Origin of the sequence: Quatrionicoccus australiensis, assembly GCF_020510425.1 — a bacterium.
In the GTDB taxonomy this organism is placed as follows: domain Bacteria; phylum Pseudomonadota; class Gammaproteobacteria; order Burkholderiales; family Rhodocyclaceae; genus Azonexus; species Azonexus australiensis_A.
This window is the reverse complement of the sequence record NZ_JAHBAH010000001.1, coordinates 576,102-602,246: the sequence shown is the minus strand read 5'-3', so window position 1 is coordinate 602,246 and position 26,145 is coordinate 576,102. Positions and strand designations below refer to the sequence as shown.

Annotated in this window: 22 protein-coding genes and 1 other RNA gene; 22 read left to right on the top strand and 1 reads right to left on the bottom strand. The window is 48.4% G+C overall.

Translation table 11 applies throughout. The features are described from left to right. Positions 1-111: 111 nt before the first annotated feature. From kdsA to KIG99_RS02925, 17 genes are all read left to right on the top strand, one after another. On the top strand, positions 112-948 hold the full coding sequence (gene kdsA / locus KIG99_RS03005; protein ID WP_226458777.1) for a 3-deoxy-8-phosphooctulonate synthase: 837 nt from the start codon (positions 112-114) through the stop codon (positions 946-948). Between the two features lie 23 nt (positions 949-971). After that, positions 972-2,174, top strand: coding sequence for a lipopolysaccharide biosynthesis protein (locus KIG99_RS03000; RefSeq protein ID WP_226458775.1), 1,203 nt, complete (start codon positions 972-974; stop codon positions 2,172-2,174). 27 nt (positions 2,175-2,201) lie between these two features. Then, a complete protein-coding gene (locus KIG99_RS02995) occupies positions 2,202-3,416 on the top strand; it encodes a capsular polysaccharide export protein, LipB/KpsS family (protein ID WP_226458773.1) in 1,215 nt (404 codons plus the stop codon). Then, positions 3,409-3,918 carry a serine O-acetyltransferase gene (locus tag KIG99_RS02990; protein WP_226458772.1) on the top strand — a complete coding sequence of 170 codons (510 nt, stop codon included), beginning with the start codon at positions 3,409-3,411 and terminating at the stop codon, positions 3,916-3,918. The genes KIG99_RS02995 and KIG99_RS02990 overlap by 8 nt, the downstream gene beginning before the upstream one ends. A 3-nt stretch (positions 3,919-3,921) precedes the next feature. Next, the gene (locus KIG99_RS02985; RefSeq protein ID WP_226458770.1) at positions 3,922-4,872 is read left to right on the top strand and encodes a glycosyltransferase family protein; all 951 of its coding nucleotides are present in this window, start codon (positions 3,922-3,924) and stop codon (positions 4,870-4,872) included. Between the two features lie 10 nt (positions 4,873-4,882). Beyond that, complete coding sequence (locus KIG99_RS02980) at positions 4,883-6,025, top strand: hypothetical protein (RefSeq protein ID WP_226458769.1); 1,143 nt, start codon at positions 4,883-4,885, stop codon at positions 6,023-6,025. Between the two features lie 37 nt (positions 6,026-6,062). Then, positions 6,063-7,139 (top strand): glycosyltransferase, encoded by a 1,077-nt coding sequence (locus KIG99_RS02975; RefSeq protein WP_226458768.1) that lies wholly within the window; start codon positions 6,063-6,065, stop codon positions 7,137-7,139. Between the two features lie 15 nt (positions 7,140-7,154). Further along, positions 7,155-8,084, top strand: coding sequence for a KpsF/GutQ family sugar-phosphate isomerase (locus KIG99_RS02970; protein WP_226458767.1), 930 nt, complete (start codon positions 7,155-7,157; stop codon positions 8,082-8,084). Further along, on the top strand, positions 8,081-9,199 hold the full coding sequence (locus KIG99_RS02965; protein WP_226458766.1) for a sialidase family protein: 1,119 nt from the start codon (positions 8,081-8,083) through the stop codon (positions 9,197-9,199). The genes KIG99_RS02970 and KIG99_RS02965 overlap by 4 nt, the downstream gene beginning before the upstream one ends. Positions 9,200-9,211: 12 nt before the next feature. Beyond that, complete coding sequence (locus KIG99_RS02960) at positions 9,212-10,213, top strand: NAD-dependent epimerase/dehydratase family protein (protein WP_226458765.1); 1,002 nt, start codon at positions 9,212-9,214, stop codon at positions 10,211-10,213. 26 nt (positions 10,214-10,239) lie between these two features. After that, positions 10,240-11,208, top strand: a complete 969-nt coding sequence (gene galE, locus KIG99_RS02955; RefSeq protein WP_226458764.1) for a UDP-glucose 4-epimerase GalE — start codon at positions 10,240-10,242, stop codon at positions 11,206-11,208. A 31-nt stretch (positions 11,209-11,239) separates the two neighbouring features. Continuing rightward, a complete protein-coding gene (locus tag KIG99_RS02950; RefSeq protein ID WP_226458763.1) occupies positions 11,240-12,265 on the top strand; it encodes an acyltransferase family protein in 1,026 nt (341 codons plus the stop codon). Positions 12,266-12,911: 646 nt separating this feature from the next. After that, positions 12,912-14,327: an undecaprenyl-phosphate glucose phosphotransferase gene (locus KIG99_RS02945; RefSeq protein ID WP_226458762.1), complete on the top strand. Its 1,416-nt coding sequence runs from the start codon at positions 12,912-12,914 to the stop codon at positions 14,325-14,327. Between the two features lie 119 nt (positions 14,328-14,446). Further along, positions 14,447-14,938 carry a hypothetical protein gene (locus KIG99_RS02940; RefSeq protein WP_226458761.1) on the top strand — a complete coding sequence of 164 codons (492 nt, stop codon included), beginning with the start codon at positions 14,447-14,449 and terminating at the stop codon, positions 14,936-14,938. Between the two features lie 78 nt (positions 14,939-15,016). Then, positions 15,017-16,564, top strand: a complete 1,548-nt coding sequence (locus KIG99_RS02935) for an O-antigen ligase family protein (RefSeq protein WP_226458760.1) — start codon at positions 15,017-15,019, stop codon at positions 16,562-16,564. Next, on the top strand, positions 16,564-18,510 hold the full coding sequence (locus tag KIG99_RS02930; RefSeq protein WP_226458758.1) for a bifunctional diguanylate cyclase/phosphodiesterase: 1,947 nt from the start codon (positions 16,564-16,566) through the stop codon (positions 18,508-18,510). The genes KIG99_RS02935 and KIG99_RS02930 overlap by 1 nt, the downstream gene beginning before the upstream one ends. A gap of 3 nt (positions 18,511-18,513) precedes the next feature. After that, positions 18,514-19,890: a phosphomannomutase/phosphoglucomutase gene (locus tag KIG99_RS02925; RefSeq protein ID WP_226458757.1), complete on the top strand. Its 1,377-nt coding sequence runs from the start codon at positions 18,514-18,516 to the stop codon at positions 19,888-19,890. 131 nt (positions 19,891-20,021) lie between these two features. On the opposite strand, the gene KIG99_RS02920 is transcribed toward KIG99_RS02925, so the two are convergent. Next, positions 20,022-20,528, bottom strand: a complete 507-nt coding sequence (locus KIG99_RS02920) for an OmpH family outer membrane protein (RefSeq protein ID WP_226458755.1) — start codon at positions 20,526-20,528, stop codon at positions 20,022-20,024. A gap of 139 nt (positions 20,529-20,667) precedes the next feature. Here KIG99_RS02920 and ssrA point away from each other — a divergent pair. The 5 genes from ssrA (at position 20,668) to KIG99_RS02895 (ending at position 26,143) form a co-directional block, all read left to right on the top strand. Further along, positions 20,668-21,000, top strand: a transfer-messenger RNA (tmRNA) gene (gene ssrA, locus KIG99_RS02915). 42 nt (positions 21,001-21,042) lie between these two features. Next, positions 21,043-22,341 (top strand): nucleotide sugar dehydrogenase, encoded by a 1,299-nt coding sequence (locus tag KIG99_RS02910; protein WP_226458754.1) that lies wholly within the window; start codon positions 21,043-21,045, stop codon positions 22,339-22,341. A 73-nt stretch (positions 22,342-22,414) separates the two neighbouring features. After that, positions 22,415-22,732 carry a DUF5710 domain-containing protein gene (locus KIG99_RS02905; RefSeq protein ID WP_226458752.1) on the top strand — a complete coding sequence of 106 codons (318 nt, stop codon included), beginning with the start codon at positions 22,415-22,417 and terminating at the stop codon, positions 22,730-22,732. A gap of 309 nt (positions 22,733-23,041) precedes the next feature. Beyond that, positions 23,042-23,755, top strand: a complete 714-nt coding sequence (locus KIG99_RS02900; protein WP_226458750.1) for a TetR/AcrR family transcriptional regulator — start codon at positions 23,042-23,044, stop codon at positions 23,753-23,755. A gap of 33 nt (positions 23,756-23,788) precedes the next feature. Further along, positions 23,789-26,143 (top strand): acyl-CoA dehydrogenase, encoded by a 2,355-nt coding sequence (locus KIG99_RS02895; RefSeq protein WP_226458749.1) that lies wholly within the window; start codon positions 23,789-23,791, stop codon positions 26,141-26,143. The last annotated feature ends 2 nt before the right edge of the window (positions 26,144-26,145 follow it).

Genomic DNA, 26,145 nt, shown 5'->3' with positions numbered 1-26,145 from the left:
ATTCGTGATGTTGAATTCAATTATAGGCATAAAACTGTTGCCAAATTATGTTTTGTGCCGTTTTTGAAAATTAAATTATTTTTAATGGGTTTGATTTTGTGAAGAGGTTATATGAAAAATTCAAGTATTTTCGAAAAAAAACCAAATGAATTATTTTTCATATCAGGTCCATGTGCTATTGAATCACGGTCATTTGCTCTAGAAACAGCCGAAGAATTGAAGGAAATATTCTCCAATGCCGGTTTGAAATTTGTATATAAATCATCGTTTGACAAGGCAAATAGAAGTTCTAATTCAAGTTTTAGAGGTGTCGGAATTGAGCATGGATTATCGATTTTAGATGAAATTAGAAATAAATTTGAAATTCCTGTTTTAACCGATGTACATGAAACTTGGCAAATAAAAGAAGTTGCTTCAGTCGTTGATGCAATGCAAACCCCTGCATTTCTGTGCAGACAAACAGATTTTATAGAAGCAATAGCTTCGGCTGGCAAGCCAGTTAATTTCAAAAAAGGACAGTTTCTATCGCCATGGGACATGAAAAATGTCTTAGAAAAAGCTCGTGCAGCAGCTAAGAGCTCCGGCGTCCCATACGATCATTTCGCAGTGTGCGAGAGAGGGACTACTTTCGGGTATGGTAATTTAGTGGTTGATATGAGAGGTCTTCAAATCATGTCTGAAACCACTGAAGCCCCCGTTATTTTCGACGCTACTCACTCAGTTCAACTGCCTGGTGCAAATGGGGTATCAAGTGGTGGGCAGCGGCAATACGTACCACATTTGGCTCGGGCTGCTGTTGCAACAGGAGCTGTGTCAGGGGTCTTTATGGAAACGCATCCGGATCCAGATAGAGCTCCATGTGACGGCCCCAATATGCTTCATTTTTCTAATTTACCAAATTTGCTTGCCGAACTCAAGTCAATATATTGCGTGGTTAATAGCAAATAAAAATTACCGTTTCGGGTGGATTCTTGAAAATAAGACATACTTTGGTTTCTCTTTTCGGAGTGATAGGAACCCAAATATTATTTTTTTGGTCGTTATATCTTATCGGAATCCATTTTGGAGCAGCTGATTTAGGGGAGTTTAATTCTCAATTGGCCTTTGGGTGTTTTATAGGAAATCTATCTGCTTTACGTTATGAGCTAGCTTGTGTTTCTGAAGATAGAAATTCTACAATAAATGCACTATTTCATTCGGTTTTGTTATCGTTGCTAATTTTGTCTGCCGTTCTTTTTTGCGCTGTAATTATAAATGCAAGCACAAATACACTTGTTTTTGTGTTTGCATTTATTTTTTTCTTAGGGCAGGTTTTAACGCAATATTTTATCGCACTAAGAGAGTATTCGGCTGTGTCGTTTATGCGATTGACTGGTGGAATATTGTTTGTCTGCTGCATTTTTGGGAAAACAATTTTTACCGCTATAGATTCTGTAAGCGTTTTTGATTTATATTTTTTATCTATTGTTGTGTCAGTTTTTGTTTTTTTTCCCGTTCGAAGTTTATTTGAAGTTGGATTGATTAAATTCGATCTTTGTTTTTATAAATCAAATTACAGATTTCCTTTTTACATATTTCCGGCAACCATTTTCTCTTCTATTTTGTTATATGCCTTGCCGATCCTATTTCCGAGTTTATTTGGTGCGGAAGAAGCTGGTTATTTTGCTATTGCCTTCCGAATCGGGGCTTTTCCTGTTTCTCTTATAGCTCAGAGTGTTGGAAGTGTGCTTCGAAGGGATGCTGTTGGGGCTTGCACAAATGGAAGTGCTAAAAAATTAAAAGAAGTATACATATTTTACGCAAAAATAATTTTTTCATTCTCGCTGTTGTATTTGGTTTTTGGGTATTTTTTTGGACGGGAAATTATATTGTTTGTTTTTGGAAGCTCATGGGGAAAATCGGTTGAGTATTTTATGTATATGCTTCCGATGTTTTCACTACAATTGGCGTATACGAGCTTGTCTCAAATATTTCTAGCAACAAATAATCAAAAGCTTGATTTTCTATTGCAATTTATGATCGGCAGTGGATTGGTTCTAAGTGTTTTTATTTCGGTGATTCTAAAACTTTCTCCTCTCTGTATGGTTGAAATTTTTTCAATATCGGGGGGGGGCTTGATAATTGTGGGCGTGTTCTTTACCGCTAAAGTCGGACTACGAGATAGGCCTGTCTAGATAAATATTAATTTTGGTGTATTTTATATGATTTTATTGGTCGTTGATTCGATGGAGCGCCATCGGTTTTTCTATAGGTTGGCATGCAGCCTACAGAAAGAAGGACGTCATGTAGTATTTTTGGTAAGCGAGCCGTTAAGTTATCTTCTATTAAAAAACAAAGGATTTAGTGCGTATTACCCAAGTAGATTTTTTAGTGGCAACAAAAAAATTAATATCGATGCAGAAGAAAAAATAAAATTTTCGATAGAAGTAGTAAATGAGGTAATTCCTTCGGAAAGAGCTATTTCAGACTATTTTTCAGTATATTCACTCTTGGAAAAAATAATTGGTGAGTTGAATATAAATAGAGTTTTAATGTGGAACGGTCAGCAACTAATCTGCAGAGCAATTACGGAGGCTTGTAGATTGAATCATGTTGATTTGGGATTTTTCGAAATATCAAATTTGCCAAATAAGCTGTTCTATGATCCCGCTGGTGTTAATGCACTCTCGGATTTGGCTAAACATCCAGAATTACTGGATAAATATGATGAAATTACTGATGAATTTCACGAAAATTGGATGAGTTTGTATGAGGCATATAAAGCTAGGCCAATTCCACAATCTGTAAAATCAATGAGAAGCAAATTACTTTCATTTTTTAATTATCTATTGAAATATTTGTCTTTTGGCGTAGGTAGAGTAAATTTTGAATTTTTGAAAAAAAATAAAAAATTGCTGATACCGAAATCAAAATTTAGTTCGATATCATCAGATGAGTTGAATTCGATTCGTTATATATTTTTGCCTCTACAAGTATCGGGAGATACTCAAGTTAAGCTTCACTCGGATTTCGATAATCTTGGGGCAATAAATTTTGCAAATACTTTGGCTAAAGAGCATGGCCTTAAGCTGCTAGTAAAAGTACACCCTGCAGAAAATAATAGTACGCATTTAGATAAGATTCTCAAACTAATGGATGATCTTAAATTCGAAATGGTCAATGTTGGAACGATCGATTTAATTAAATCATCTGAGTTGATAGTTACCATTAATTCGACGGTTGGTTTAGAAGCTATGCTATATCAGAAAAACTTGATCGTTTTGGGGCGTTGTTTTTATAAATCTTTTGATAGAAGTAGACTTTTAAAATATATACATAAATTCTTAATTGATCGGGTTGACTATTTTGGAAGTGATGATATCCCTGATGAAGCCTGTATGCGAATTTTCGAGATAGTGGGTAATCGAGATGTCTGATTTACTACGACTTGTTTTAAATGATATTAAAGTTAATCCGTTTTTTAAAAGTAAAGTAATCGTCGTCTTGTACCGAATAGCTCATTATTTTTCAATGGGGCCTTTTTACCTTAAACTGCTTGGAATTCCCGCAATATTTTTTTATATTTTCTTAACTGAATGGATTTTGGGCGTAGAGATTCATCCAAAAACAAAAATCGGAAAAAATTTTCGAATTTTTCACGGTTGTGGTTTAGTTATTAACGGATACAGTCACATTGGTGACGATTGCATTGTTCGGCAAGGGGTAACTATTGGGAATATCCTGAAGAAAAACGGCGAGATTAGCGGAGCGCCTAAAATTGGATCAGGAGTAGAGTTTGGTGCAAACTCTCAAGTATTGGGTGATGTCGTGATCGGGGATTTCGCGAGAATTGGCGCCGGTGCAGTAGTAATAACAGATGTACCATCTGGAGCGACTGCAGTTGGGGTTCCCGCAAGAGTGATTTTAGGAAGGAATTGATTTATGAAGGTATTTTTGTTGCATCCAGGAAAGGCAAATTATCCGGAAATTGCCGCTTATTCTGAATATTTTAAAACAAAATATAACTGCGAGTTTCTCGTTGGTAAAGAAAGTGATTTCGAAAAAATAGATAACAAAAGAGATTATGTTGTCTGGTGCATAATGGGGTTTTATCCAAACCGCATAGATTGCAAAAAGTTAATACATGATTACCGTTCATTGTCTGTCGGACGCTTTTGTGCTTTGAAGGACATAGTTAAACGATTTTTCAATGCTAGCCCTGATCTAAGAATATTTCAAAATGAGAAAATAGAGAAAGTTATGGGGTTCAAGGATGGTGTTAAATCAATTCTAATTCCGATGGGGGTTCCTGCTTGGATATTCGAAATAAATAAAAAAAAATCAAAGAGAAAAAATGATTTAATCGAGTTATGTTACATCGGAGAGATGAGCGTAGAGCGAAAGTTTGACAAATTATTAGACTCATATGTGGCATGGGCAAATAATAATGCACAAAGTGGAATAAGAACGGATTTGGTTTTAGTTGGAACCCCCGATGAATCTATTTTCAAAAAATATTCATCAATTGATTCAATCAAATTTGCGGGTAGGCATACGCAAAGAGATGCTCTACAGATTGTAAAGAATTCTGATTTTTCTATTTGCTATTTCCCATATCATCGCCCTCACAAATATCAAACACCAACCAAGTTATTAGAATATGCAGCTTTAGGTGGGAAAATTATCTGCAATGATAGTCCTTCTAATTTGGACACAATAAACCTGCTAAAATTAAATTGTTTGGTAACGGGAAAGAATATTTTTGATGATTTGGATATTGAGTCAATATATTCTATTCGCGACGAAGATGGAAATTACTTAAAAGAACGCATCTCATGGGGGGAGGTGTTAGATAAATCTGGCTTGTACGAAGTAATTTCGGATATGCAATAAGGTGAAGTCAGTGAAATTTTATGGTTATTTTGTAGAAATTATTCTGTCTTTAAGTTTGTTCTTGTTTTCTCTTAATGCTTTCAGTGTGCGAGCAACTGCGTTATCGTATGGACTAATTCTCGTTTTAGTTATTATAAAATTGCCAGAATTTTTTAAGATTAAAAAGTCTAGCCTGCGCGCAGGTGGGGTTTTGTCGATTGTATTTATATTTACAATGATGGCTTCTGCAAGGCACGGGATATATTTTAACTTTTTATTAAAATCATTTTTTATTTTTGTGTATTCATATGTCTTGTACGTGTTTTTTTCGGAGCGAATTATTAAGCGAGAGTCAATAAATAATTGTTTGAAATTTTTGATTATTGCTCATTCGCTCTTCTTTGCGATACAAATATTATACTATTTGTTGTTTGGCGATATTGTTGACTTTAATAATTATGTTAGAGAAGTTGAGTCCGATTCTCTATATTTCACCAAAGCACTAGAAGGTGCTGCTCTCGATATAAGAGGTGGTGGGCTATTTTCTGAACCTTCTTTTTACTCTATGACAGTTGTTCCTGCATCAATTATATTATTGGTGAATGAAAAAAAAATAGGGGTAATCTCTTTTCTAGGTTTCTCTACCGCTGCGTTAAGCTTTTCTATTGCTGCGTTGCTGGTTGTCGGACTTGTTGTTCTGTTTTATTTTTTTGTATTTAATACAGATTATATAAAAAAAATAATTCTAATTGTTTGTTTGGTTTTCGCAATGCCCTTCTTTTCCGATTTCTACGACAAGAGAGTCATAATGGCATACGATTATGATGCCGTTAGTAGTCGGTCTGCGATTTTTGATGAATTTTATTTCCGCCCATTTATTGACGATTTAATTGGTAGTGGATTTTATTGGGATGAAAACTATATCCAGGGTGTGACCGGAATATGGGGGTTTCAGATCAGGGACTCGTCTTTTTATGCATATTTATATTATTGTGGCGGAGCGATAGGCTTCGTTTTGTTTTTTTCTATTTTATGGTTCTCCATGAAAAGGGAAAAAGTAAAAATTTTGTTTTTACTCCCTGTTTTCCTATTTAAGTTTCATATACTTTATGGTGTTTTGTTTGTTTTTGTTTTGTTTATGTACTTGATTGATAGCAATGAATGTCAAAAATGATATTTGAACAGAGTGTGACTTGTTTTGGTGATTCTCTATGAATATAGTAAATATTGTAGAAGCGACGGCTACCGGGACGTTATCAATGGTAGCTCTCTTAAGTGCCTCCCAATGCGAAAAGGGTCATGATGTTTGCGTGATTTATTCTAAGCGTCCTGAATCACCACTCAATATCAAAGACGTTTTTGATGAAAGAGTGCGTTTAATTAATATTCAGATGGATGGCAAACTTAATAAAATTTATTCGATTATTAAAATGGCTATCCTACTTAATCGTATTGGTCCCGACGCTGTCTTCTTACATTCTTCTTTTGCCGGGTTTTTAGGGCGAGTTGCTGGTTTGTTTTGTTTCGGTAATGCGCGATTTTATTATGTGCCTCATTGTATCTCCATGATGAGGCAAGATATAAGTAATTTAAAGCGTTTGTTTTTTTCTATTTTAGAGATTTTCGCATCAATTAAGAAATGTGATTATGTGGCTTGCTCGAGAAGTGAGCTTTCAGTAATTAAAAAATATATTCCTTTTAGGTTGTGCCATCTGCTTGAGAATTCAGTTAATTTTCCTCCTGTTAATGTCTCGAATAAGATTGAATCAAATGGTGTTGTGAAAGTAATAACAGTCGGGCAAATTAGAAAGCAAAAAAATCCCCAGCTATTTTCGAAGTTATCCGAAGTTATGAGGGATGAAGATTTTAATGTTGAATTTATATGGGTTGGAGATGGTGATTCAGAAGAAAAGAATAGCCTTCTTAAATCAGGAGTACAGGTAACAGGTTGGGTCGAAAGAGAGAAAGTTTTTGATCTGTTAAAAAATGCAAATATTTATTTGTCTACCTCCCTGTGGGAGGGCATGCCCGTTTCTATAATTGAAGCCCAGCTGATGGGATTACCCGTTGTTGCATCTTCCTGCGCTGGGAATATCGATGTGGTTGAGCATGGTGTAACTGGATTTTTATTCGATAGTACTGATTCAGCCATTTCGTGTTTGGTTGAACTGATTGGGAACGAAGAAAAATTTAAATCTATCGCTATGGAAGCAAATGTTCGAGCTCGCGATCGATTCGGTTACGATAGATATTCAAGTGCAGCAGAAAAGCTGCTAGGTTCGTATTAATAATATGGTGATGATATGATTGATTATATTAATATAGCTAAGCGGGTAATAGAAATTGAAGCAAGTGGAGTTGCTGGCCTGGCTAAGAATTTGGATTCTTCATTCAATACAGCTATTTCGCAGATAATTAACTCGAAGGGCCGGGTTATTATTTGCGGAATGGGAAAGTCTGGAATTGTTGGTCGAAAAATATCTGCAACTTTAGCAAGTACTGGCACGCCCAGCTTTTTTATGCATCCAGCCGAGGCTTATCACGGCGATCTTGGCATGGTAGCTCAAGAAGATGTATTCATTGCTATATCTTACTCGGGTGAAACAGATGAGCTATTGAAACTGATTCCTTTTTTAAAGAACAATAGAAATTACATCGTTTCTCTGACTGGCTATAATAATTCCAGCCTTGCAAAGGCGGCTGACTGTAATCTGAATATACAAGTATTGGAGGAGGCGTGTCCATTGCAATTGGCTCCTACTGCGTCTACGACAGCTACTTTAGCTATGGGGGATGCTCTAGCGGTTACGCTCATGACTGTTAGAGGCTTTAAGCCGGAGAATTTTGCGAGATTTCATCCCGGAGGATCCCTTGGGAGACGGTTATTGTCGACCGTTGGAGATGAAATGATTAGAGATAATTTGCCACTGGTTTCGCCTGGGTCGAAAGTCATCGATCTGATGCAAGCGATGACTTTGGGGAAATTAGGAATTGCCATAGTTTACGATGGGTATGTTTTAGGAATAATTACTGATGGCGATATCCGTAGATCAATTCAAAAATGTGGAAATTTGATTTTTGAATTGGTTGCCGAAGATTTCATGACTAAAAGTCCTACATCTGTTCCTATTCAAACTAGAGTGGAAGATGCTCTTGTATTGATGGGTAAAAAGCAAATTACTACGCTTCTTGTTTATGATGACAATGCACTTGTTGGCGTTTTTAAAAAATGAAAAATTTATTTATTTCATTTTTTTTTTGGGTAGGGATCGTTGATGCATCCCCTCCTGGTGTTGTCGTTGCACACAGTTTAGCTAGTAGCCATATTTATCTAGGGTCGCCTTCTATAATTATTTCACCGTGCGGCCGTCCAATGATTACATACGATAGCTTTGGGTCAGGATCTAAGGAAAATACCACTTATATAAAAGACTCAGCGGACGGAGGTAAAACTTGGAACGATCTTGCGGTAGTAAAAGATCAGTACTGGTCGTCTGTTTTTATTCATGATGAAGCTTTATATATTATTGGGACTTCAAGGGTTGGAGGGAAAATAAGTATTCGTCGTTCTAGTGATTGTGGTAGGACATGGACAGTACCAATTGACCCATCATCAGGTCTGTCGAGTATTAAAGGTCGTTTTTTTTCTGCCCCAGTTCCAGTCATTCGATATAAAAATAGATATTGGAGATCCTTTGAGAATCATGATCCAGCGGGATTTCAATCTTTAGTTTTGTCGATTCCAACAGATGGTGATTTGCTAAACACCGATAGATGGACTGTAACTAATTTTCTTAAAGGTAATAGTAATTGGTTATCCGGAAAATTTAAAGGTTGGCTTGAAGGTAGTTTGATCGTTTCTCCTGATGGGAGAATAAAGAATGTTATGCGTGTTTATTATAACGATCTGCCTGAAAAGGTCGCTTTTGTAGATGTGGATGATTCAAATATGTCCATTTCATTTTCCGAAGGTGACGGTTTTGTAGATTTTCCCGGTGGCGGTAAGAAGTTCTCACTTAAGTTCGATCAAGCTTCCAGGAGGTATATTGCATTTACAAATATTGTTTTACCTGAGTATATTGGAATGAATTATGAACGAGTCAGAAATGTTCTGGCTATGATTTCATCCTCTGATTTAAAAAAATGGAGCATAGCTAAAATTGTTTTAGCTCACTCAGATGTATCTAATCATGGTTTTCAATACGCAGATTGGATTATTGTTGGCGACGATATTTATCTGGCGATAAGAACTGCTTATGATGATGATAGTGGCGGGGCCGATAATCAGCATAATTCGAACTTTATAACATTTCATAGGTTTTCGAATTACAAAAAATTTTTAAATTAATTTTGAGGTCTTATGAGATACAAAACTTGCGTTGTATTTGGTGGTTCCGGATTTATTGGGAGTCACTTTATCTTGCATTTGTTAAAAAATAATTTGGCAGATCGAATTTTGATAGCTGATATAGCTGAACCTAGATCAGATTTCAATATAGTTGATGCGCGACTTGAATACTTTAACTTAGATGTAAGAACAAATTTTGATACCTGGTGTTTGCCTCAAGAGGTAGATTTAATCGCTAACTTCGCCGCTGTTCATAGAGAACCCGGTCATGAGCTTTTTGAATATTATGAAACAAATATATTGGGCGCAGAAAATATTTGCTCTTGGGCGGAGCTTGTAGGATGTAATACGATTATTTTTACCAGCAGTATTGCTCCTTATGGACCATCCGAGGAGGTTAAAACTGAGGATTCATTACCTACGCCTCATAGTCCATATGGAGGATCTAAGCTTGTTGCCGAGAAAATTCATATGGTATGGGAAAAGGCAAATTCAAATCGGGTTTTGGTAATTGTTCGACCTGGTGTCGTTTTTGGCCCTGGTGAGCGAGGAAATGTTACGAGGCTCATTAAGGCTACGTTGCGCAGATATTTCTTTTATATGGGGAATTGTGATACTAGGAAATCGGGTGGTTATGTTAAGGAACTGATTTTGACAATGTTTTGGGCATTAAGTAAATTCGAAAAGTGTGGCGGTGTGTTTTTATATAATTTTATGATGAAAACCCCGCCGTCTGTTAAAAACTATGTCGACACTGTTTGTGAAGTCGCCGGTATTAAACGGTGGATTCCTTCTTTACCATTTCGTTTGTTGTTGTTAATTTCTTACGCTGTTGAAGGACTGGCGGTCCCCTTAGGTATCAAGCAGCCAATTAGTCCAGTGAGAATTCGTAAATTGGTTCGTTCTAATAATATTCAGCCCGCTGTTTTAATATCGAATGGATATGTTTACAAATATAACCTTCTTTCAGCTATGCAGGACTGGAGAGCTGATCGACCGAGTGAGTGGCGTTAGTTTTTTTCTATATATGAGGTCAGGTAATGCGGGTCCTAATTGTTGGTGGTGCGGGATATATCGGTTCCCATATGGTATGGCTGCTTGGTGAAAAAGGGGTTGAATTAGTTACCTTGGATAATTTATCTGGTGGCTATCGAGACGCGGTTTCTTACGGAAATTTTGTTCATGGAGATATTTCTGACCGACTAATTCTCGATCAGGTATTTTCTGATTATAAATTTGATGTTGTTATGCACTTCGCGTCATATATACAGGTTGGTGAGTCAGTAAGAAACCCGGCTAAGTATTACCAAAATAATGTTTCGAATACGCTGAATCTTTTAAATTCTATGGTGGCTCATGGTGTTAATAAGTTTATTTTTTCGTCTACAGCCGCTATATTTGGTGAGCCAAAATATACGCCCATCGACGAAGGCCATCCAAAGCAACCAATTAATCCCTATGGCCGTAGTAAATTTATGATTGAAGAGGTGTTGTCTGATTACCGTAATTCCTACGGATTAAATTCTGTATGTTTAAGGTATTTTAACGCTGCGGGAGCTCATCCGGACGGGATGATTGGCGAGCGGCATGATCCAGAAACCCATTTAATTCCTCTTGTTTTGCAAGCTGCTTCAGGGCGGCGATCTGGTATCACATTATACGGTAGCGACTACGATACTCCGGATGGAACATGCATTCGTGATTACGTTCACGTCATGGATCTCGCTGAGGCACATTGGTTGGCGATTAAGTATTTATTCGGTGGCGGTGAGTCTACTGCATTTAATCTTGGTAACGGTGCGGGGTATTCCGTAAATGAGGTAATAAAATCTGCAGAAAGAATTACAGGAAGATCTATTTCTATCATACAAGGTGAGCGGCGTGATGGAGATCCTGCTAGATTAGTTGCAGACTCTTCCAAGATCAAAGCTCAGCTTGGCTGGGATCCTCGTTTTTCTGACTTAGATACCATTGTTAAACATGCATGGAACTGGGAAAAAAATCGGTAATTTCGATTTTTTATTTTTTCTGTATTCAGAGGTGCTGAATTTGATCTTATCAATTCAAATATTGAGAGCTATAGCCGCATTGCTTGTCGTCTTGCATCATATTTCTTGGAAATGCTCGCAATTTAGTTCTTCTAACCCTTGGGATTGGATGACTTTTGGGGGTGCTGGCGTTGATCTCTTCTTCATCGTCTCTGGATATATCATGTGCCAAGTGTCTTATTCGCGGGAAAATAATTTTATTGTTTTTATTTCCGCTAGAATAAAGAGAATTATCCCCTTGTACTGGGGGCTGTCTTTTTTTGCATTGGTTGTCTATTTACTTAGTCCCCATTTGGTTAATAGTTCGGGAGGGGATACGGATGTATATTCTTCTTTCTTTTTATTGCCCACAAAAGGTAAGTATCTGATTCAAAATGGGTGGACGCTGAGATTTGAATTTTTGTTTTATTTCATATTTGCTTTGTTTTTGGTGTTTTTTAAAGGGGTTCTGCATCTAATATTTACTTCGTTATTTATTTGCGCCCTTGTTTTTATTGGGATAGTGTTCAGCGTAGATGGTATTGTGTTTGAGTTTTTAACATCTCCGATGTTGTTTGAGTTTGTTTTTGGAATGTCTGTTTTTTTCATTTTTTATAAAAATTTTAATGTAAGGTTTGAGTTTGGGATATTGCTTGTGGTCTTAGGGGGGGCTCTTTTTTATCTTTCCGACAATAATTGGAATTTACACCGCGTTTGGTCCTGGGGTGTGCCTGCTTTAATTTTTTTTGTTGGAATAAGAAGTCTAGAAGCGAAATTTAATAGCGGATGGCGATCTTGGGCCGTATGGCTTGGGAAACTAGGGGATTCGTCCTATTCGCTCTATTTGGTTCATCCGTTTTCTCTTGCCGGCTCGGCTATTTTTTTGAAAAAAATCGGTTTTTCATATAATCCATTTATATTCTCATTTGTCCTGTTTTTCTCGGCATTGATTTCCGGATATTTGTGTTATCTCCTGTTGGAACAGCCTTTGTTGAAAGCTTTTCGTCGTTTTTCGCTATTTCCTGGTTTTTCTAAATAATTTGTTAAGTTTTTCATATTGTTCGTATATAAATATGCTTAATTTATGTTGAGGCGAGTTTTTTTAAATCGCTGTTGTTATCCCACATTGTTGTCGGTTTTTTCGATAGACGAAACAGACTAATTCCTAGCCGAGATTATAATTTATTTTCATCGAGCTAGCTTTTAGACCCTCTCCTGATTATCTCGCGATATTGACATCAGTGGCCTTTGATGTGAGGAAAAATAGGGAGGAAGCGGTGGCTATCTGAGTTAATATAGCCGATGCGGGGGGAGATTGGGAGGCTCGAGTTTTCTGGATCTATTTTCCTTTGGCGCCGGCGTCGTCCGATGTGTGTGCTTCCGGTCATGTTCAGTGGCTGATCGGACATAGGGGTTATTCTGTTTTTTCTGTCACAAACTATGTTTTATTGATGCACTTGTCTCTTCGTGGGGGACTCGGTTGTTAAATTGTCGGGCTGCTTGCATTAGCTTCTTTCTGTGTGCTAGCGCCAATCAGAGTGGTTGGCCGCTTAATGAGGCCCCACTTATTTAGCTGCCGTATCTCGTTTGAGATCAAAATATGCCTTTCGTAATATATGGAAAAGCGCTTTGTCATGGCATGATCTGGCTGCGTTCACATTGTTACAGTATCAAACGGATTTCCTATGGCACTGATGTCTTCCGGGCTGGCTCGGCCCCACAGTTCTAAGATTGCATTTCTTCACCGTGCCCTGGATGCAACCGTAATCCTGATTTCGCTGACCATCGCGATGCAGGTAACCCACGGTCTCGATTTCGAGCCGCGGTATGCACAGGCAGGGGTGTGGAGCGTCTTGCTCTTTCTTTCCATCGGCGGCGCCCGGCACATGTACGGTTCGTGGCGGGTCGTGCCGATTCAGGAGGCGATTGCTGCCACCTTGATCACCTGGTTCTGGGTGGTCGTCATCCTCGTTTTCATGGCCTTCCTAGGTAAATCCTCGTCCGATTATTCGCGGGCAGTGATTCTGGTCTGGTTTGGACTGACTCCGGTTTTGCTGGCCTTAATGCGTTTTTCCTTGCGCATGATTCTCAACAGCCTGCGTTCGAGCGGGCGCAACATTCGTACTTTGGCGGTGGCGGGCAAGACCAAGCTCGGGCAGCAGGTGGTCAACAAGGTTGAAAAAACACCCTGGCTGGGTATGGAGTTCATTGGCTTCTTTGATGACCGCCTGGCTGAGCGGGAGTGCCGGCACGCCGCCAACGATGCGCAGGGTATCGGTCGTTTTGGCGAACTGGTAGAGCTGGCCCGTGAAGGCAAGGTTGATTACATCTACATCACGCTGCCGATGAAGGCAGAAAATCGTATCGTCGAGCTGGTCAACGAGCTCAGTGATACAACTGCTTCGGTTTATCTGGTGCCCAATTTCTTCGTTTTCGACCTGCTGCACGGCAAGATCACAAGCCTGGATGGCATTCCCGTGCTTAGCCTGCACGAAAGTCCGTTCTACGGCGTGGATGGCTGGGTCAAGCGGCTTGAGGATATTGTGGTGGCTTCCCTGATCTTGCTGCTCATTGCCGTGCCGATGGCGATCATCGCGCTTGGCGTCAAGCTGACGTCGCCGGGGCCGGCGCTTTTCAAGCAGCGTCGCTACGGTTTGAACGGTGCTGTGGTCGAGGTCTGGAAGTTCCGCAGCATGACGGTGTGCGAGGATGGTGACAAGGTGGTGCAGGCTCAGAAGGGCGATATGCGGATCACGCCGTTCGGGGCTTTCCTGCGCAAGACATCGCTGGATGAACTTCCGCAGTTTTTCAATGTCTTGCAAGGGACGATGTCGGTTGTTGGTCCGCGGCCGCATGCGGTTTCTCATAATGAGGAGTACCGCAAACTGATTCGCGGTTACATGCTGCGCCACAAGGTCAAGCCGGGGATCACTGGCTGGGCGCAGGTCAGCGGTTGGCGCGGTGAGACGGAAACGCTGGATAAAATGGAAATGCGCGTCAAATATGATCTGGAATATGTGCAAAACTGGTCGTTGTGGCTGGATATAAAGATCATTTTTTTGACGGTCTTCAAGGGCTTCATCAACAAGAACGCGTATTGAGGAACGCGGACTGTACCTTGGTACTACGCCTTTGGTTTTATTTGGTTTTTCAAAATTTTGGTTGACGGTGTTGGTCGGACTTGTTAACCTTTGGACATATTCTTTTTTGAGAGGTGCGTATGAAGAAAATCGCAAAGTTTGCTATCGCTGCCAGCGCGCTGGTCGTTAGCTTTTCCGCAGCTGCTGCGTTCAGCAGCACGATGTCGATGGGCCAAGTCGGTACCGAGACCCAAACCCGTCTTTCTCAAGGCGCCTCTTTGTCAACGATCGCTGTTGATGCCCGCGCAAGCGGCATTCCTGCTGGCGTTCTTGCCCTTTCGATGCTGAGCCAGGGCCAGGATGCAGCTGGTGTGGTTGCTGCGTTGGTGCGTGCTGGTTACGATGCCAAAACTGTTGTCAATACCGCAGTTGCTGCCGGTTTTAGCTACAACGCAATGTTCGCAGCCGCTGTTGGCGCTGGTGCTGATCCGACGTCCATGGCTGCTCCGACGGCTGCCGGTGGTGAAGGCGGCGGCGGTACCGGTGCCGGTGGCGGCTTTGGCGCCTTCGGTTCCACCCCGACGGCTACCTTCGGTGGTGGTGGCGGTGGCGTCCGGGCCAGCGGTTCCTGATCCGGGGTTTTTCCAAAAAAAGCAGCCCTAGGCTGCTTTTTTTTTGCCTTGTTGCCAACGTTTCATAGCAGGTCCCTGATGGTTTCCCTTTCCTCGACGTCCGTTTCCGAGCAACCGCTCAATGATCGCCTTGTGTACTGGGGGTTTCTTTCTCTGCTGGTCTGGGTGCCACTGCCGCTGGGCAGCAATCGGACCTGGGCTGTCGCTATCCTGATTTGTTTTTCGCAGTTGTTGCTGCTCGGTTCGGCCTATGCCTGGCGGAACGCGTTGCCTGAAGCCTTGGCGCGCCTGGCCCGCTTCAAGTGGCCGCTTTTGTTGCTCGCCGCTTTTTGCGGCCTGGTGATGTTCCAGTTGGTTCCGTTGTCGGCGTCGCTGCTCGGGCTCCTGTCGCCGGAGACGCTGGCCGTCAAGGAAGGCGTCGCGAGCCTGGAGTTGTCGCTTGATCCAGCCCAGACCTCAATTTACGCAGCGCTGTCTTTTGCTTATTTCAGTTGTTTCCTGGTGGCTGTGCTGACCATCCGGGACAAGGAGCGCCTCGATCGGATGGCGTTCATCCTGGTTTGTTCTGGCTTGTTGCAGGCGCTGCTTGGTGTTGCCTTGTATTCGGTCCGTGCCAAGTACCAGATTTTCTTTTTTGAGGTTTTCCACAAGCGGGTTCTCGGTACTTACGGCTATCACAACCATATGGCTGGCTACATGGAGATGTGCTTGTCGGTGGGTATCGGATTGATGCTGGCTCGTTTGGGTAGCAGTCGGCGCCGGCGTGCGCTGGGCGACTGGAAGCAGAAGCTGCAGGTGGCCTTCGAGTTCATGTTGAGTCCCAAGATGCGGTTGCGCATGGTGTTGATCGTTATCGTCATTGCCCTGGTGCTGACGCGTTCGCGCATGGGTAACGGCGGTTTCTTCATCTCGATGCTGGTGGTTGGATTGTTGTCGATCAGTTTGTCGCGCAAGATGGCGCCGGCCACGGTCGGCCTGATTGCCAGCCTGGTGATCATTGACGTGGTGGTGGTGGGATCCTGGGTTGGCGTCGAGAAGGTCGTCAACCGTATGCAGAACACGACGATGAGCCAGGAAGGTGTGGTTGGCGCCAAATCCGCTTCTGGTGGCCCGATCGAAGAGTCGGTCGAGTTGCGACTTGAGGCCGCCCGCTACGCGCTTGACCTGGTCGAGGCGTTTCCTGTTTTCGGTACCGGGGCCGGGACTTTCTATAACACCTATATCCGTTATCGTGCCCCGCGCCACTACTACTGGGATCACGCCCACAACGATTATGTCGAGATTGCGGCCGATAACGGTCTGGTCGGGCTGGGTATTTTGGGCCTTTTTGTGGTGTTGACCGCAGCGAAGGCGATTCAGGTTTTGCGCAAGCGCCGTTCGTCCTTGCCGCGCGGTATTGCTTTCGGTGGCTTGATGGCGTTGCTGTCGCTGATGATCCACAGTGCGGTCGACTTCAATTTGCAGACGCCGGCCAACGCACTGACTTTGGTGGTTGTAATGTCGATGATCTGGATCGCTAGTGAGCTGCCTTCCGGAGACAATGCCAGCGAAGCAGTCAAAAAAGTGCGGCGCAGTCGGCGTCGGCGTAGCTCGTCCACGGTGGATGAGTCTTTGGGAGTGGCGTAATGACTCTGAAGCGACAGTTGCTGATCGGTATTTCAGCGGTTTTTCTGCTGGTTTTTGTTGGCCTGATTGCGGTAGGCATCCAGAGTACGCGGAGCTATCTTGAGCAGCAACTGGGGTCGCATGCGCAGGATGCTGCGTCGTCCTTGTCCTATCCCCTGTCCCAATCATTGGGCAAGGGTGATGCCGGGCTGGCGTCGATTCAGGTTTCAACCTTGTTCGACCGCGGCTATTTTCAGCGGATTACGGTGCGTGCGACCGATGGTTCATCGATTGTCGATCGTGAGTTGCCGGCCAAGATCGAAGGTGTGCCGCTGTGGTTCTCGTCCCTGGTCAGCCTGCAGGCACCGCCCGGCGAGGCGCTGGTGTCGTCCGGTTGGCGCCAGTTGGGCCGGGTTGTGGTGATTTCGCAGCCGACCTATGCTTATCAGCATTTGTGGTCGTCCTGCCTGGAAACTGCCGGCTGGATGCTGCTGGCTTATGTCGTGGCGATCCTGCTCTCGCGCATGGTGCTGCGCTGGATCCTGTTGCCGCTGTCGGCCATCGAGCGCACTGCGCTGGAGATCCAGGAGCGGCGTTTCGGGCAGATCGGCATCGTGCCCAAGGCGCTGGAACTGCTGCGCGTGGTCAAGGCAATGAATGGCATGTCGCGCCGCATTGCCGAGATTCTCGATGCCGAAACCCGGCGTGCCGATGCATTCCGCCGCGAGGCTTACCAGGACGAAGTGACCGGGCTGGATAACCGGCGCAGTTTCGACCTGCGTTTCAACCAGTTGCTTGAGGGGGACGTTCATTTTTCCGATGGTTCGCTGATCGGTCTGGAAGTGAATAACCTCAAGGAATTCAATACCGAGACCAGTTACCAGCGCGGCAATGCGCTGCTGGTGTCGCTGACCCGAATTGCCAGCGAGCTGCTTGGTCAGCGCGCGGTGATCCTCGGCCGGATCGGCGGTACCTCCTTCGGCTTTGTCGTGCTCGGTCTCGATACGCAGCAGATTTCCGCGCTGTGTCGTGAGTTGCGCGCCGAGATCGAGCGTGCCGCGGGCGACGAGGATATTTCCTTCAGCCTGGGGGTGGTCAATTTCAACAAGGGCGACAAGCGCTCGCAGGTCATGGCCAGGCTTGATTTGGCGATCGAGACGGCCCGCCAGTCCGGCCACAATGCGCTGCAACTGTTGATCGAGGACGAGGGCAGCGATGTCTCGATCGGTTCTTTGGCCTGGCGCGAACTGATCCAGAGTGCGCTTGCCGAAAATCGCTGGACGCTGCTCGGTCAACCGGTGGTTTCCCTGGAAACGCGCGACCTGATCCACCATGAAATCATGACCCGCCTGGTCGGCAAGGACGGCCACCTGGTGCCGGCGTCGAAATTCCTGCCGATGGCCTTGCGCCATCACTTGATGGCCGATATCGACCAGGCCTTGCTTGAGCTGGTTTTCCGGATTATCGAGGCGGATGCAACGTCGACCGCCAACCTGGCCGTCAATATGTCGACGCAGAGTCTGGAGAGCGGCAGTTTCGTCAAATGGCTGGCTGGCCGCCTGAACCGCCTTGGGCCGCTGGCGGCTCGCCTGTCCTTCGAGCTGACCGAATACGGTTGTTCGATCGACGTCGAGGCAACGCGACGCTTTGCCGCGCTGGTGCGCGAACATCAGGCCCGTTTTGGTATCGACCACTTTGGTCTGGCGCCGAACTCGCTGCAGATCCTGCGCGAAGTGCCGCCCGATTACATCAAGCTCGATACCGGCCTCGTCCAGGAAGTGCCGGTCAGCGAAAGCGCCCATTCGCTCCTCAAGTCCATCGTCACGCTGGCGCGTTCGCTGGAGGTCGAGGTGATTGCGCAAGGCGTCGAAAATGCCGAGCAGGTCGAGCAGTTGATCAACGACAAGATCGCTGGCGGCCAGGGCTATCACTTCGGTGCGCCGTCGGCTGACCAGATTAATTCCTGATTCATGACCCAGCTTCCTGCAGAGATTTTCAAGGCCTACGACATTCGTGGCATCGTCAATAAATCGCTGACGGCTGACGTTGTCCGCCTGATCGGTCATGCCCTGGGCTCGCTCGCTGCAGAGCAGGGGCAGACGGCGATTGCGGTTGGTCGCGATGGCCGCCTGTCCGGTCCGGAGCTGGCTGGGGTCCTGATGGACGGCATTTGCGCGGCCGGGGTCGATGCGATCGACGTGGGCTGCGTGCCGACGCCGGTGACTTACTTTGCGGCTTATGAGCTGGGTTGCAACTCCTGCGTTTCGGTGACCGGTAGCCACAATCCGCCGGACTACAACGGTCTGAAAATGGTCATCGGCGGTACGACGCTGGCACTTGAGGCGATCCAGAATCTGAAACGCCGTGCCGAGTCCGGCGATTTGTGCCACGGCAAGGGCGAGCGCCGCAGTGCCAATGTACTGCCGGCCTATGTCGAAAAGATCGTCGGTGACGTCAAGCTGGCGCGGCCGATGAAGATCGTCATGGATTGCGGCAATGGCGTGGCAGGTGCGATTGCGCCGGAGTTGTTCAAGCGCTTGGGCTGCGAGATCGTGCCGCTCTTTTGCGAAGTCGATGGCAATTTCCCCAATCACCATCCGGACCCGTCCAAACCGGAAAACCTGGCCGATGTCATCAAGGCGCTCCAGGCGACCGATGCCGAAATCGGTATTGCCTTTGACGGCGACGGCGACCGTCTCGGTGTGGTCACCAAGGATGGCGAGATCATTTATCCGGACCGTCAGCTGATGCTGTTTGCGGCCGATGTGCTGTCACGCGTGCCGGGCGGCACCATCATTTACGACGTCAAATGCACCCGTGTGCTGGCGCCGTGGATCAGGCAGCATGGCGGCGAGCCGCTGATGTGGAATACCGGCCATGCGCTGGTCAAGGCCAAGCTCAAGGAAACCGGTGCTCCGCTGGCCGGCGAGATGTCCGGTCACACCTTCTTCAAGGAGCGCTGGTACGGTTTCGATGACGGTCTTTATACCGGTGCCCGCCTGCTCGAAATCCTGGCGCGTACGGTCGACGCCAATGCCGAGCTCAAAAAGCTGCCGAATTCGCCCTCGACGCCGGAGCTCAACATCAAGATGGCCGAAGGCGAGCCGTTTACGCTGATCGACAAGCTCAAGGCCGAAGGACAGTTCCCCGGCTCGGTGGAAATGATCACCATCGATGGCGTGCGCGTTGAATATCCCGATGGCTTCGGTCTGGCCCGGCCCTCCAACACGACGCCGGTCGTCGTGCTGCGTTTCGAGGCCGATAATGCGGCAGCGCTGGAACGTATCCAGAGCGCCTTCCGGACGGCGCTGACGGCGCTCTGGCCGGGGATTCAACTGCCGTTCTGAGCGTGTGATGCGGGCGGCCTTCCGGTGGAAGGCCGCTGCTTGACCGAGCCAGCCAGTTTCGCGGCGTGGCCGTCTTCAGTTAGCCGAGGTTTTGCCGGATGCTTGTCCGACCGGCTGTCTGGGCTGGTTTATTACTCTTCCGCCATCATCTTCAGGACGCGATCGGTAATATCGACGCCTTGGGATACAGACACGGCTTCCTGAATCACCATATCCAGATTTTCCTTCTTGGCGAGACGCCGTATTGCTTCGTTGGCTTTTTCGAGAATTCCCGAGGTGGCTTCGATCTGGCGGGCTTGCAGCTCTTCCCTGAATTCGCGCTGGCGGCGCTCGAAGGAAAGGGAGAGTTCCTTGATCTCGCTTTCCTTGCTGCGCAGCATGTTTTCTGACAGCGAACCCTTCTGTTCTGCGAGATATTTCTGTTTTTCGGCCAGTTCGTTGGCGCTGCGCTGCAGCTCGGCCTGGCGCGTGCTGAATTCGCCTTCGATTTTCTTGCTGGCCAGGATCGAAGCTGGCGCTTCCCGGACAATTCGCTCCGAATTGATGAAGGCGATTTTCGTGCCTTCGGCGAATGCCGTGGAGGAGAAGAGGGCGACCAGCGCTGATAGGGCGAGTATGCGGGGTGTGCTCGATTGCATGGCGGGAGTGGTGTCTTGAGGTGGATTGGGAAATGCTGCGTGGCTGACGGTCAACAGCTTGATTGTCGCCGAAAACGATCGTTAGAAGTCTGGCGCCGAGTGGGGGGGGCGGATCGGCGAGCTGGTCTGTGTCGGTTGAATTCTACGCGTGTCTTGATAAAAGGGATGCCTGCCCCCATAATCAAGGCATGGTTGTAATTCCGGCAAGCTGGAGGCGTTCTGGACGGGGGTTCGATTCCCCCCATCTCCACCAAAAGCGCATTGGTACAGTGCTTTTTTGATGGGGATGTCCCGGTTTCGACAGGGCGGGCAAAGGTAAGCAGGCAACTCGACAGGCGACGGACGTAATCCGCGCAAATCCTATAAATGCCAACGATGAGCATTTCGCTATCGCCGCCTAAAAACGGCTAGCCGGGGCTGCTGGAGCCTTGTTACCAAAGACAGCCGACGGGGACTTCGGTCCCCGTCGTCAATTCAGTCGTACTTGATCAATCAACAAGAATTAAGAATACACATGCTCAATCTCGATAACGCAAAAATTGCCATTATCGGCCTCGGCTATGTCGGACTTCCGCTGGCTGTCGAGTTCGGCAAGCATCGCCCGGTCCTCGGTTTCGACATCAACCAGGCGCGTATCGATGAGCTCCGCTCGGGCAAGGACAGCACCCTCGAGGTGACGCCGGCCGATCTGGCCGCTGCCGGGCAACTGGTCTACAGCAACCAACTTGAAGATCTGCGTGCCTGCAGTATTTTCATCGTCACTGTGCCGACGCCGATCGACAAGGCCAATCGTCCCGACCTGACGCCGCTGGTCAAGGCCAGCGAAACGGTGGGCAAGGTTATCCAGGCCGGTGCCGTAGTCATTTATGAATCCACCGTCTATCCCGGCTGCACCGAAGAAATCTGCGTGCCGGTGTTGGAGAAACACTCCGGTCTCAAGTTCAACGAAGGGTTTTTCTGCGGTTACAGCCCGGAGCGCATCAATCCGGGCGACAAGGTCAATACCCTGACCAAGATCCGCAAGATCACCAGCGGCTCGACCCCCGAGGTCGCCCTGGCGGTCGACGCACTGTACGGCAGCATTATCACGGCGGGCACCTTCCCAGCGACCAGCCTCAAGGTGGCCGAAGCCGCCAAGGTCATCGAAAATACTCAGCGCGACCTGAATATCGCCCTGGTCAATGAGCTGTCGGTTATTTTCGACCGTCTCGATATCGATACCCTGGAAGTCCTCGAAGCCGCCGGCAGCAAGTGGAACTTCCTGCCTTTCCGGCCGGGTATGGTCGGCGGCCATTGCATCGGCGTCGATCCGTATTACCTGACCCACAAGGCGGAAGAGGTCGGCTACCACCCGCAGGTGATTCTGGCTGGCCGGCGCATCAACGACAACATGGCCCGCTATGCGGCGCGCAATGTCATCAAGCTGATGCTGCAGAACGGCATCGATGTGGCGCGCAGCACGGTGGGCGTGCTCGGAGTGACCTTTAAGGAAAACTGCCCGGACATCCGCAACAGCAAGATCGCTGACCTGGTGCGCGAATTGCAACTATGGGGCGTCAATGTCGTCGTGGTCGATCCCTGGGCTGATGCAGCCGAGGTCGAGCATGAGTACGGCATTCGTTTGGGAACGATCGATGCGATGAATCAAGTCGACTCATTGGTTGTTGCCGTTGGTCACCGTGAGTATCGCGCACAGAAGCCGGAGGAGCTAAAACCCTTGTGTCGTGGTGAAAAACCGGTGCTGGCCGATCTCAAGTCGCTCTACAACCGTCACGAAGCGGCGGCTGCCGGCTTTACCGTTTTCCGGTTTTGACCGGCCGGGCCGAAGGCCGGGGCGGGTGGCTGTTGCTCCCTGCGCCGGCAAACCGATTGCATCGGGAAACGCGATGAAAATGGATTTGAAGGTTCCCTTTGCCGAGAAGGATGCGGCAAAGAAGCTCGGCGCGCGTTGGGATGCCGCGCGCAAGGTCTGGTACGTCGAGGACAAGGCGGATCTGGCGCCGTTTGCCAAATGGGCGCCGACGCCGCGTGCCGATTCTGCGGGCGGAGTATCCGGGCTGGCGCCGGCGGTAGCCGCGCGGCAGGTTAGTACGGGCAAGGCGATGCAGGGGAGTGCCTATGTGGCCCACCCGTCAGTTTGCACCTGTCCGCCTTGGGAACTGTGCGACAAATGTCGCCCGTTCGCGCTTGTCGCGAGCAACTGAACGGCATGTCGGGAGAACAGATCGACGGGGGAGTTATAGTCTCTTCCCGGTCTGCGGCCGTTAGCGGTTGACCTGTTTGCGGGCGCCATTTTCCGGTTCGCGATGCGCGCAGGCCTCCTGTCCATTCCCGCTTTTTCTTGAACTGATCGGCTGTGCCGTGGCCTGTTCCGGCCGCTGGCAGCAACGCGCAGCCAATCTGGTCGGTGCGGTAAGACTCCTTACGCAATAAAAATGCTTGCAGGGCGCAGGCGTTTTCCCCTATGATTCAAACGAACGTATGAATCACAACAACAAATAACAGGTGATGCCATGGCAGAAGTGAAGTCAGTCGATACGCGCGAACGCATTCTGGATGCAGCGGAGCAACTTTTCATGGCGCACGGCTACGACGGGACGTCGATGCGCCAGATTACCGGTGGTGCCGGGGTCAATCTGGCGGCGGTGAATTACCACTTCGGTTCCAAGGAGTCGCTGATGCAGGAGGTCTTCCGGCGCCGTCTCGACTGGCTGAACGAGGAGCGCATGCGCGTGCTCAATGTCTACGAGCGCGAGGCCGCTGGCAAGCCGGTCAAGCCGTCGCTGATCGTCGATGGCTTTTTCGGCACCCTGCTGCGCATGGCCGACGACGAGGCGCGCGGCGGCATCACTTTCCTGCGTCTGCTCGGGCGCACGCTGACCGATCCTTCCGAATTCATCCGCACCTTCCTGGCGCACGAGTACGCCCAGGTGGTCGACCGCTACAAGGAAGCGCTGTTCAAGGCGCTGCCGGATGTGCCCAAGGCCGAGATCGTCTGGCGCTTCCATTTCATGCTCGGCGCCACTTCCTACGCCATTGCCGGGACCGATGCCTTGCGTCTGGTCACTGACTGGCAGATCGAGGCGGCGGATTCGACGGATCGCCTGGATCGCCTGGTGCCGCGCCTGATGTCCTTCTTGCTCGGCGGCCTGCGCGCACCCTTGCCGCAGTTTTCCAATGCTGAATCCGCAGGGGTTTCCCCTCCGGGTGCGGTCGACAGCAAATAAACGACCAAAACCAAAATAAAAGGAGACAACAGCATGTTTCAAAACCTCATCCCTCTGCTGGGTATTGCCATCCTGGTGGCTTTGGCCGGGTTGATCATGTTGCGGCCCTTGCGCCGCAGCCTGCTCACCCGGCCCATTTTTTCCGCCTACCGGAAGGTTCTGCCGCAGATGTCCGATACCGAGCGCGATGCGCTCGAGGCCGGCAGCGTCTGGTGGGAGGGCGAGTTGTTCCGCGGCAAGCCCGACTGGCAGAAACTGCACGCCTACCCGCAACCGAAGCTGACCGCCGAAGAAACCGCCTTCATGAACAATGAAGTCGAGGCCGCCTGCCGCCTGGTCGATGACTGGAAGGTGACGCACGAGCTTTACGACCTGTCGAACGAGACCTGGCGCTACATCAAGGACAAGGGCTTCCTCGGCATGATCATCCCGAAGAAGTACGGCGGCCTGGAGTTCTCGGCCTACGCGCACTCGCAGGTGGTGACCAAGCTGTCGACGCGTTCCTCGGCGCTTGCCGTGTCGGTCATGGTGCCGAATTCGCTCGGCCCGGCCGAACTGCTGCTGCATTACGGTACTGAAGAACAGAAGAACCATTACCTGCCGCGCCTGGCCAAGGGCATCGAGGTGCCGGCTTTCGCGCTGACCAGCCCGTGGGCCGGTTCCGATGCGGCCTCGATTCCGGATAGCGGCGTCGTCTGCAAGGGGCTGTATCAGGGCAAGGAAGTGCTCGGCATGCGCGTCAACTGGGACAAGCGCTACATCACGCTGGCCCCGGTATGTACGGTGTTCGGCCTGGCTTTCCACCTCTATGACCCGGATGGCCTGTTGGGCGACAAGAAGCATATCGGCATCACCTGTGCGCTGGTGCCTTACGATCATCCGGGTGTCGATACCGGCCGCCGCCACTTCCCGCTCAACGCGATGTTCATGAACGGTCCGACGCGCGGCAAGGAAGTCTTCATGCCGCTCGATTTCATCATCGGCGGCCCGGCGATGGCCGGCCAGGGCTGGCGCATGCTGATGGAGTGCCTGGCGGCCGGGCGTTCGATCTCGCTGCCGTCTTCCAACACAGGCATGGCGCAGATGACGGCGCGTGCCGTCGGCGGCTATGCCCGCGTCCGCAGCCAGTTCAAGATGGCGGTCGGCAAGTTCGAGGGCGTCGAGGAAGGCCTGACCCGCATCGGTGCCTACACCTACATGATGGATGCCGTACGCAAGATGACGGCCGGTGCCGTCGATCTCGGCGAAAAGCCGTCGGTGGTCTCGGCCATCGCCAAGTACCACGTCACCGAACGGGCTCGCCAAGTAGTCAATGACGGCATGGACATCATCGGCGGCAAAGGCATCTGCCTCGGCCCGTCTAATTTCCTCGGCCGCGCCTACCAGCAGGTGCCGATCGGCATTACCGTCGAAGGCGCCAACATCCTGACCCGCTCGCTGATCATCTTCGGCCAGGGCGCCATCCGCTGCCATCCGTATTTGCTGCCGGAAATGCAGGCGGCGCAGAACCCCGATACCAAACAAGGCCTGATCGATTTCGACAAGGCGCTGTTCGGCCATATCGGCTTCACCATCAAGAACGGTTTGCGTGCCCTGTGGCTGGGCCTGACCGGCTCGCATTTCGCAGCGGTCAACGTCGCTACGGCACCGGAAATGAAGCGCTACTACCAGCAACTGACGCGCTTCTCGGCGGCCTTTGCCTTCATGTCGGACATCTCGCTGCTGGTGCTGGGTGGCAGCGTCAAGCGCCGGGAAAAACTCTCGGCCCGGCTCGGCGACATCCTCGCCCAGATGTACCTGATTTCCTGCACCCTCAAGCGCTACGAGGAAGAGGGCCGCAACAAGGAAGATGCGCCGCTCGCCCATTGGGCGATCTGGGATGCGATGTACAAGGCGCAGCAGGCCTTCGACGGCGTGATTGCCAACTTCCCGGTGCGCTTCATCGCCGCCTTCCTGCAGCGTTCCATCTTCCCGTGGGGCCATCCGTATGTCGTGCCGTCCGACGAGGTCGGCCACCAGGTCGCCAAGGCGCTGATCGCACCGTCGGCCACCCGCGATCGCCTGACCGCCGAATGCTTCCTGCCGCTGACCGAGAAGGAGCCGGTCGGTGCCATCGAACTGGCCTTGAAGGCGACGCTGGAAGCCGAAGGCATTGAGGCCAAGATCCGCACGGCCGAGAAGGATGGCAGGTTCGCCAACAACCCGCTGGCCAATGTGCGCGATATCGCCATCGTTGCCTTCGAGGCGGGTGTCATCAATGCCGCCGAATTCGAGATCATGCAGCGGCGCAACCACCTGCGCGACATCGTCGTCCAGGTCGATGACTTCCCCTTCGACTACAACGTGGCGACGGCCAACAAGCCGGCCAGCGACCGGATGGCGGCGTAAAT

What these genes read in the sequence shown, in the direction of transcription:
- kdsA (WP_226458777.1), top strand. Translation starts at nt 112, where the DNA reads ATGAAAAATTCAAGTATTTTCGAAAAAAAACCAAATGAATTATTTTTC.
- KIG99_RS02995 (WP_226458773.1), top strand. Translation starts at nt 2,202, where the DNA reads ATGATTTTATTGGTCGTTGATTCGATGGAGCGCCATCGGTTTTTCTAT.
- KIG99_RS02990 (WP_226458772.1), top strand. Translation starts at nt 3,409, where the DNA reads ATGTCTGATTTACTACGACTTGTTTTAAATGATATTAAAGTTAATCCG.
- KIG99_RS02985 (WP_226458770.1), top strand. Translation starts at nt 3,922, where the DNA reads ATGAAGGTATTTTTGTTGCATCCAGGAAAGGCAAATTATCCGGAAATT.
- KIG99_RS02975 (WP_226458768.1), top strand. Translation starts at nt 6,063, where the DNA reads ATGAATATAGTAAATATTGTAGAAGCGACGGCTACCGGGACGTTATCA.
- KIG99_RS02970 (WP_226458767.1), top strand. Translation starts at nt 7,155, where the DNA reads ATGATTGATTATATTAATATAGCTAAGCGGGTAATAGAAATTGAAGCA.
- KIG99_RS02965 (WP_226458766.1), top strand. Translation starts at nt 8,081, where the DNA reads ATGAAAAATTTATTTATTTCATTTTTTTTTTGGGTAGGGATCGTTGAT.
- KIG99_RS02960 (WP_226458765.1), top strand. Translation starts at nt 9,212, where the DNA reads ATGAGATACAAAACTTGCGTTGTATTTGGTGGTTCCGGATTTATTGGG.
- galE (WP_226458764.1), top strand. Translation starts at nt 10,240, where the DNA reads ATGCGGGTCCTAATTGTTGGTGGTGCGGGATATATCGGTTCCCATATG.
- KIG99_RS02945 (WP_226458762.1), top strand. Translation starts at nt 12,912, where the DNA reads ATGGCACTGATGTCTTCCGGGCTGGCTCGGCCCCACAGTTCTAAGATT.
- KIG99_RS02940 (WP_226458761.1), top strand. Translation starts at nt 14,447, where the DNA reads ATGAAGAAAATCGCAAAGTTTGCTATCGCTGCCAGCGCGCTGGTCGTT.
- KIG99_RS02935 (WP_226458760.1), top strand. Translation starts at nt 15,017, where the DNA reads ATGGTTTCCCTTTCCTCGACGTCCGTTTCCGAGCAACCGCTCAATGAT.
- KIG99_RS02930 (WP_226458758.1), top strand. Translation starts at nt 16,564, where the DNA reads ATGACTCTGAAGCGACAGTTGCTGATCGGTATTTCAGCGGTTTTTCTG.
- KIG99_RS02925 (WP_226458757.1), top strand. Translation starts at nt 18,514, where the DNA reads ATGACCCAGCTTCCTGCAGAGATTTTCAAGGCCTACGACATTCGTGGC.
- KIG99_RS02920 (WP_226458755.1), bottom strand. Translation starts at nt 20,528, where the DNA reads ATGCAATCGAGCACACCCCGCATACTCGCCCTATCAGCGCTGGTCGCC.
- KIG99_RS02910 (WP_226458754.1), top strand. Translation starts at nt 21,043, where the DNA reads ATGCTCAATCTCGATAACGCAAAAATTGCCATTATCGGCCTCGGCTAT.
- KIG99_RS02905 (WP_226458752.1), top strand. Translation starts at nt 22,415, where the DNA reads ATGAAAATGGATTTGAAGGTTCCCTTTGCCGAGAAGGATGCGGCAAAG.
- KIG99_RS02900 (WP_226458750.1), top strand. Translation starts at nt 23,042, where the DNA reads ATGGCAGAAGTGAAGTCAGTCGATACGCGCGAACGCATTCTGGATGCA.
- KIG99_RS02895 (WP_226458749.1), top strand. Translation starts at nt 23,789, where the DNA reads ATGTTTCAAAACCTCATCCCTCTGCTGGGTATTGCCATCCTGGTGGCT.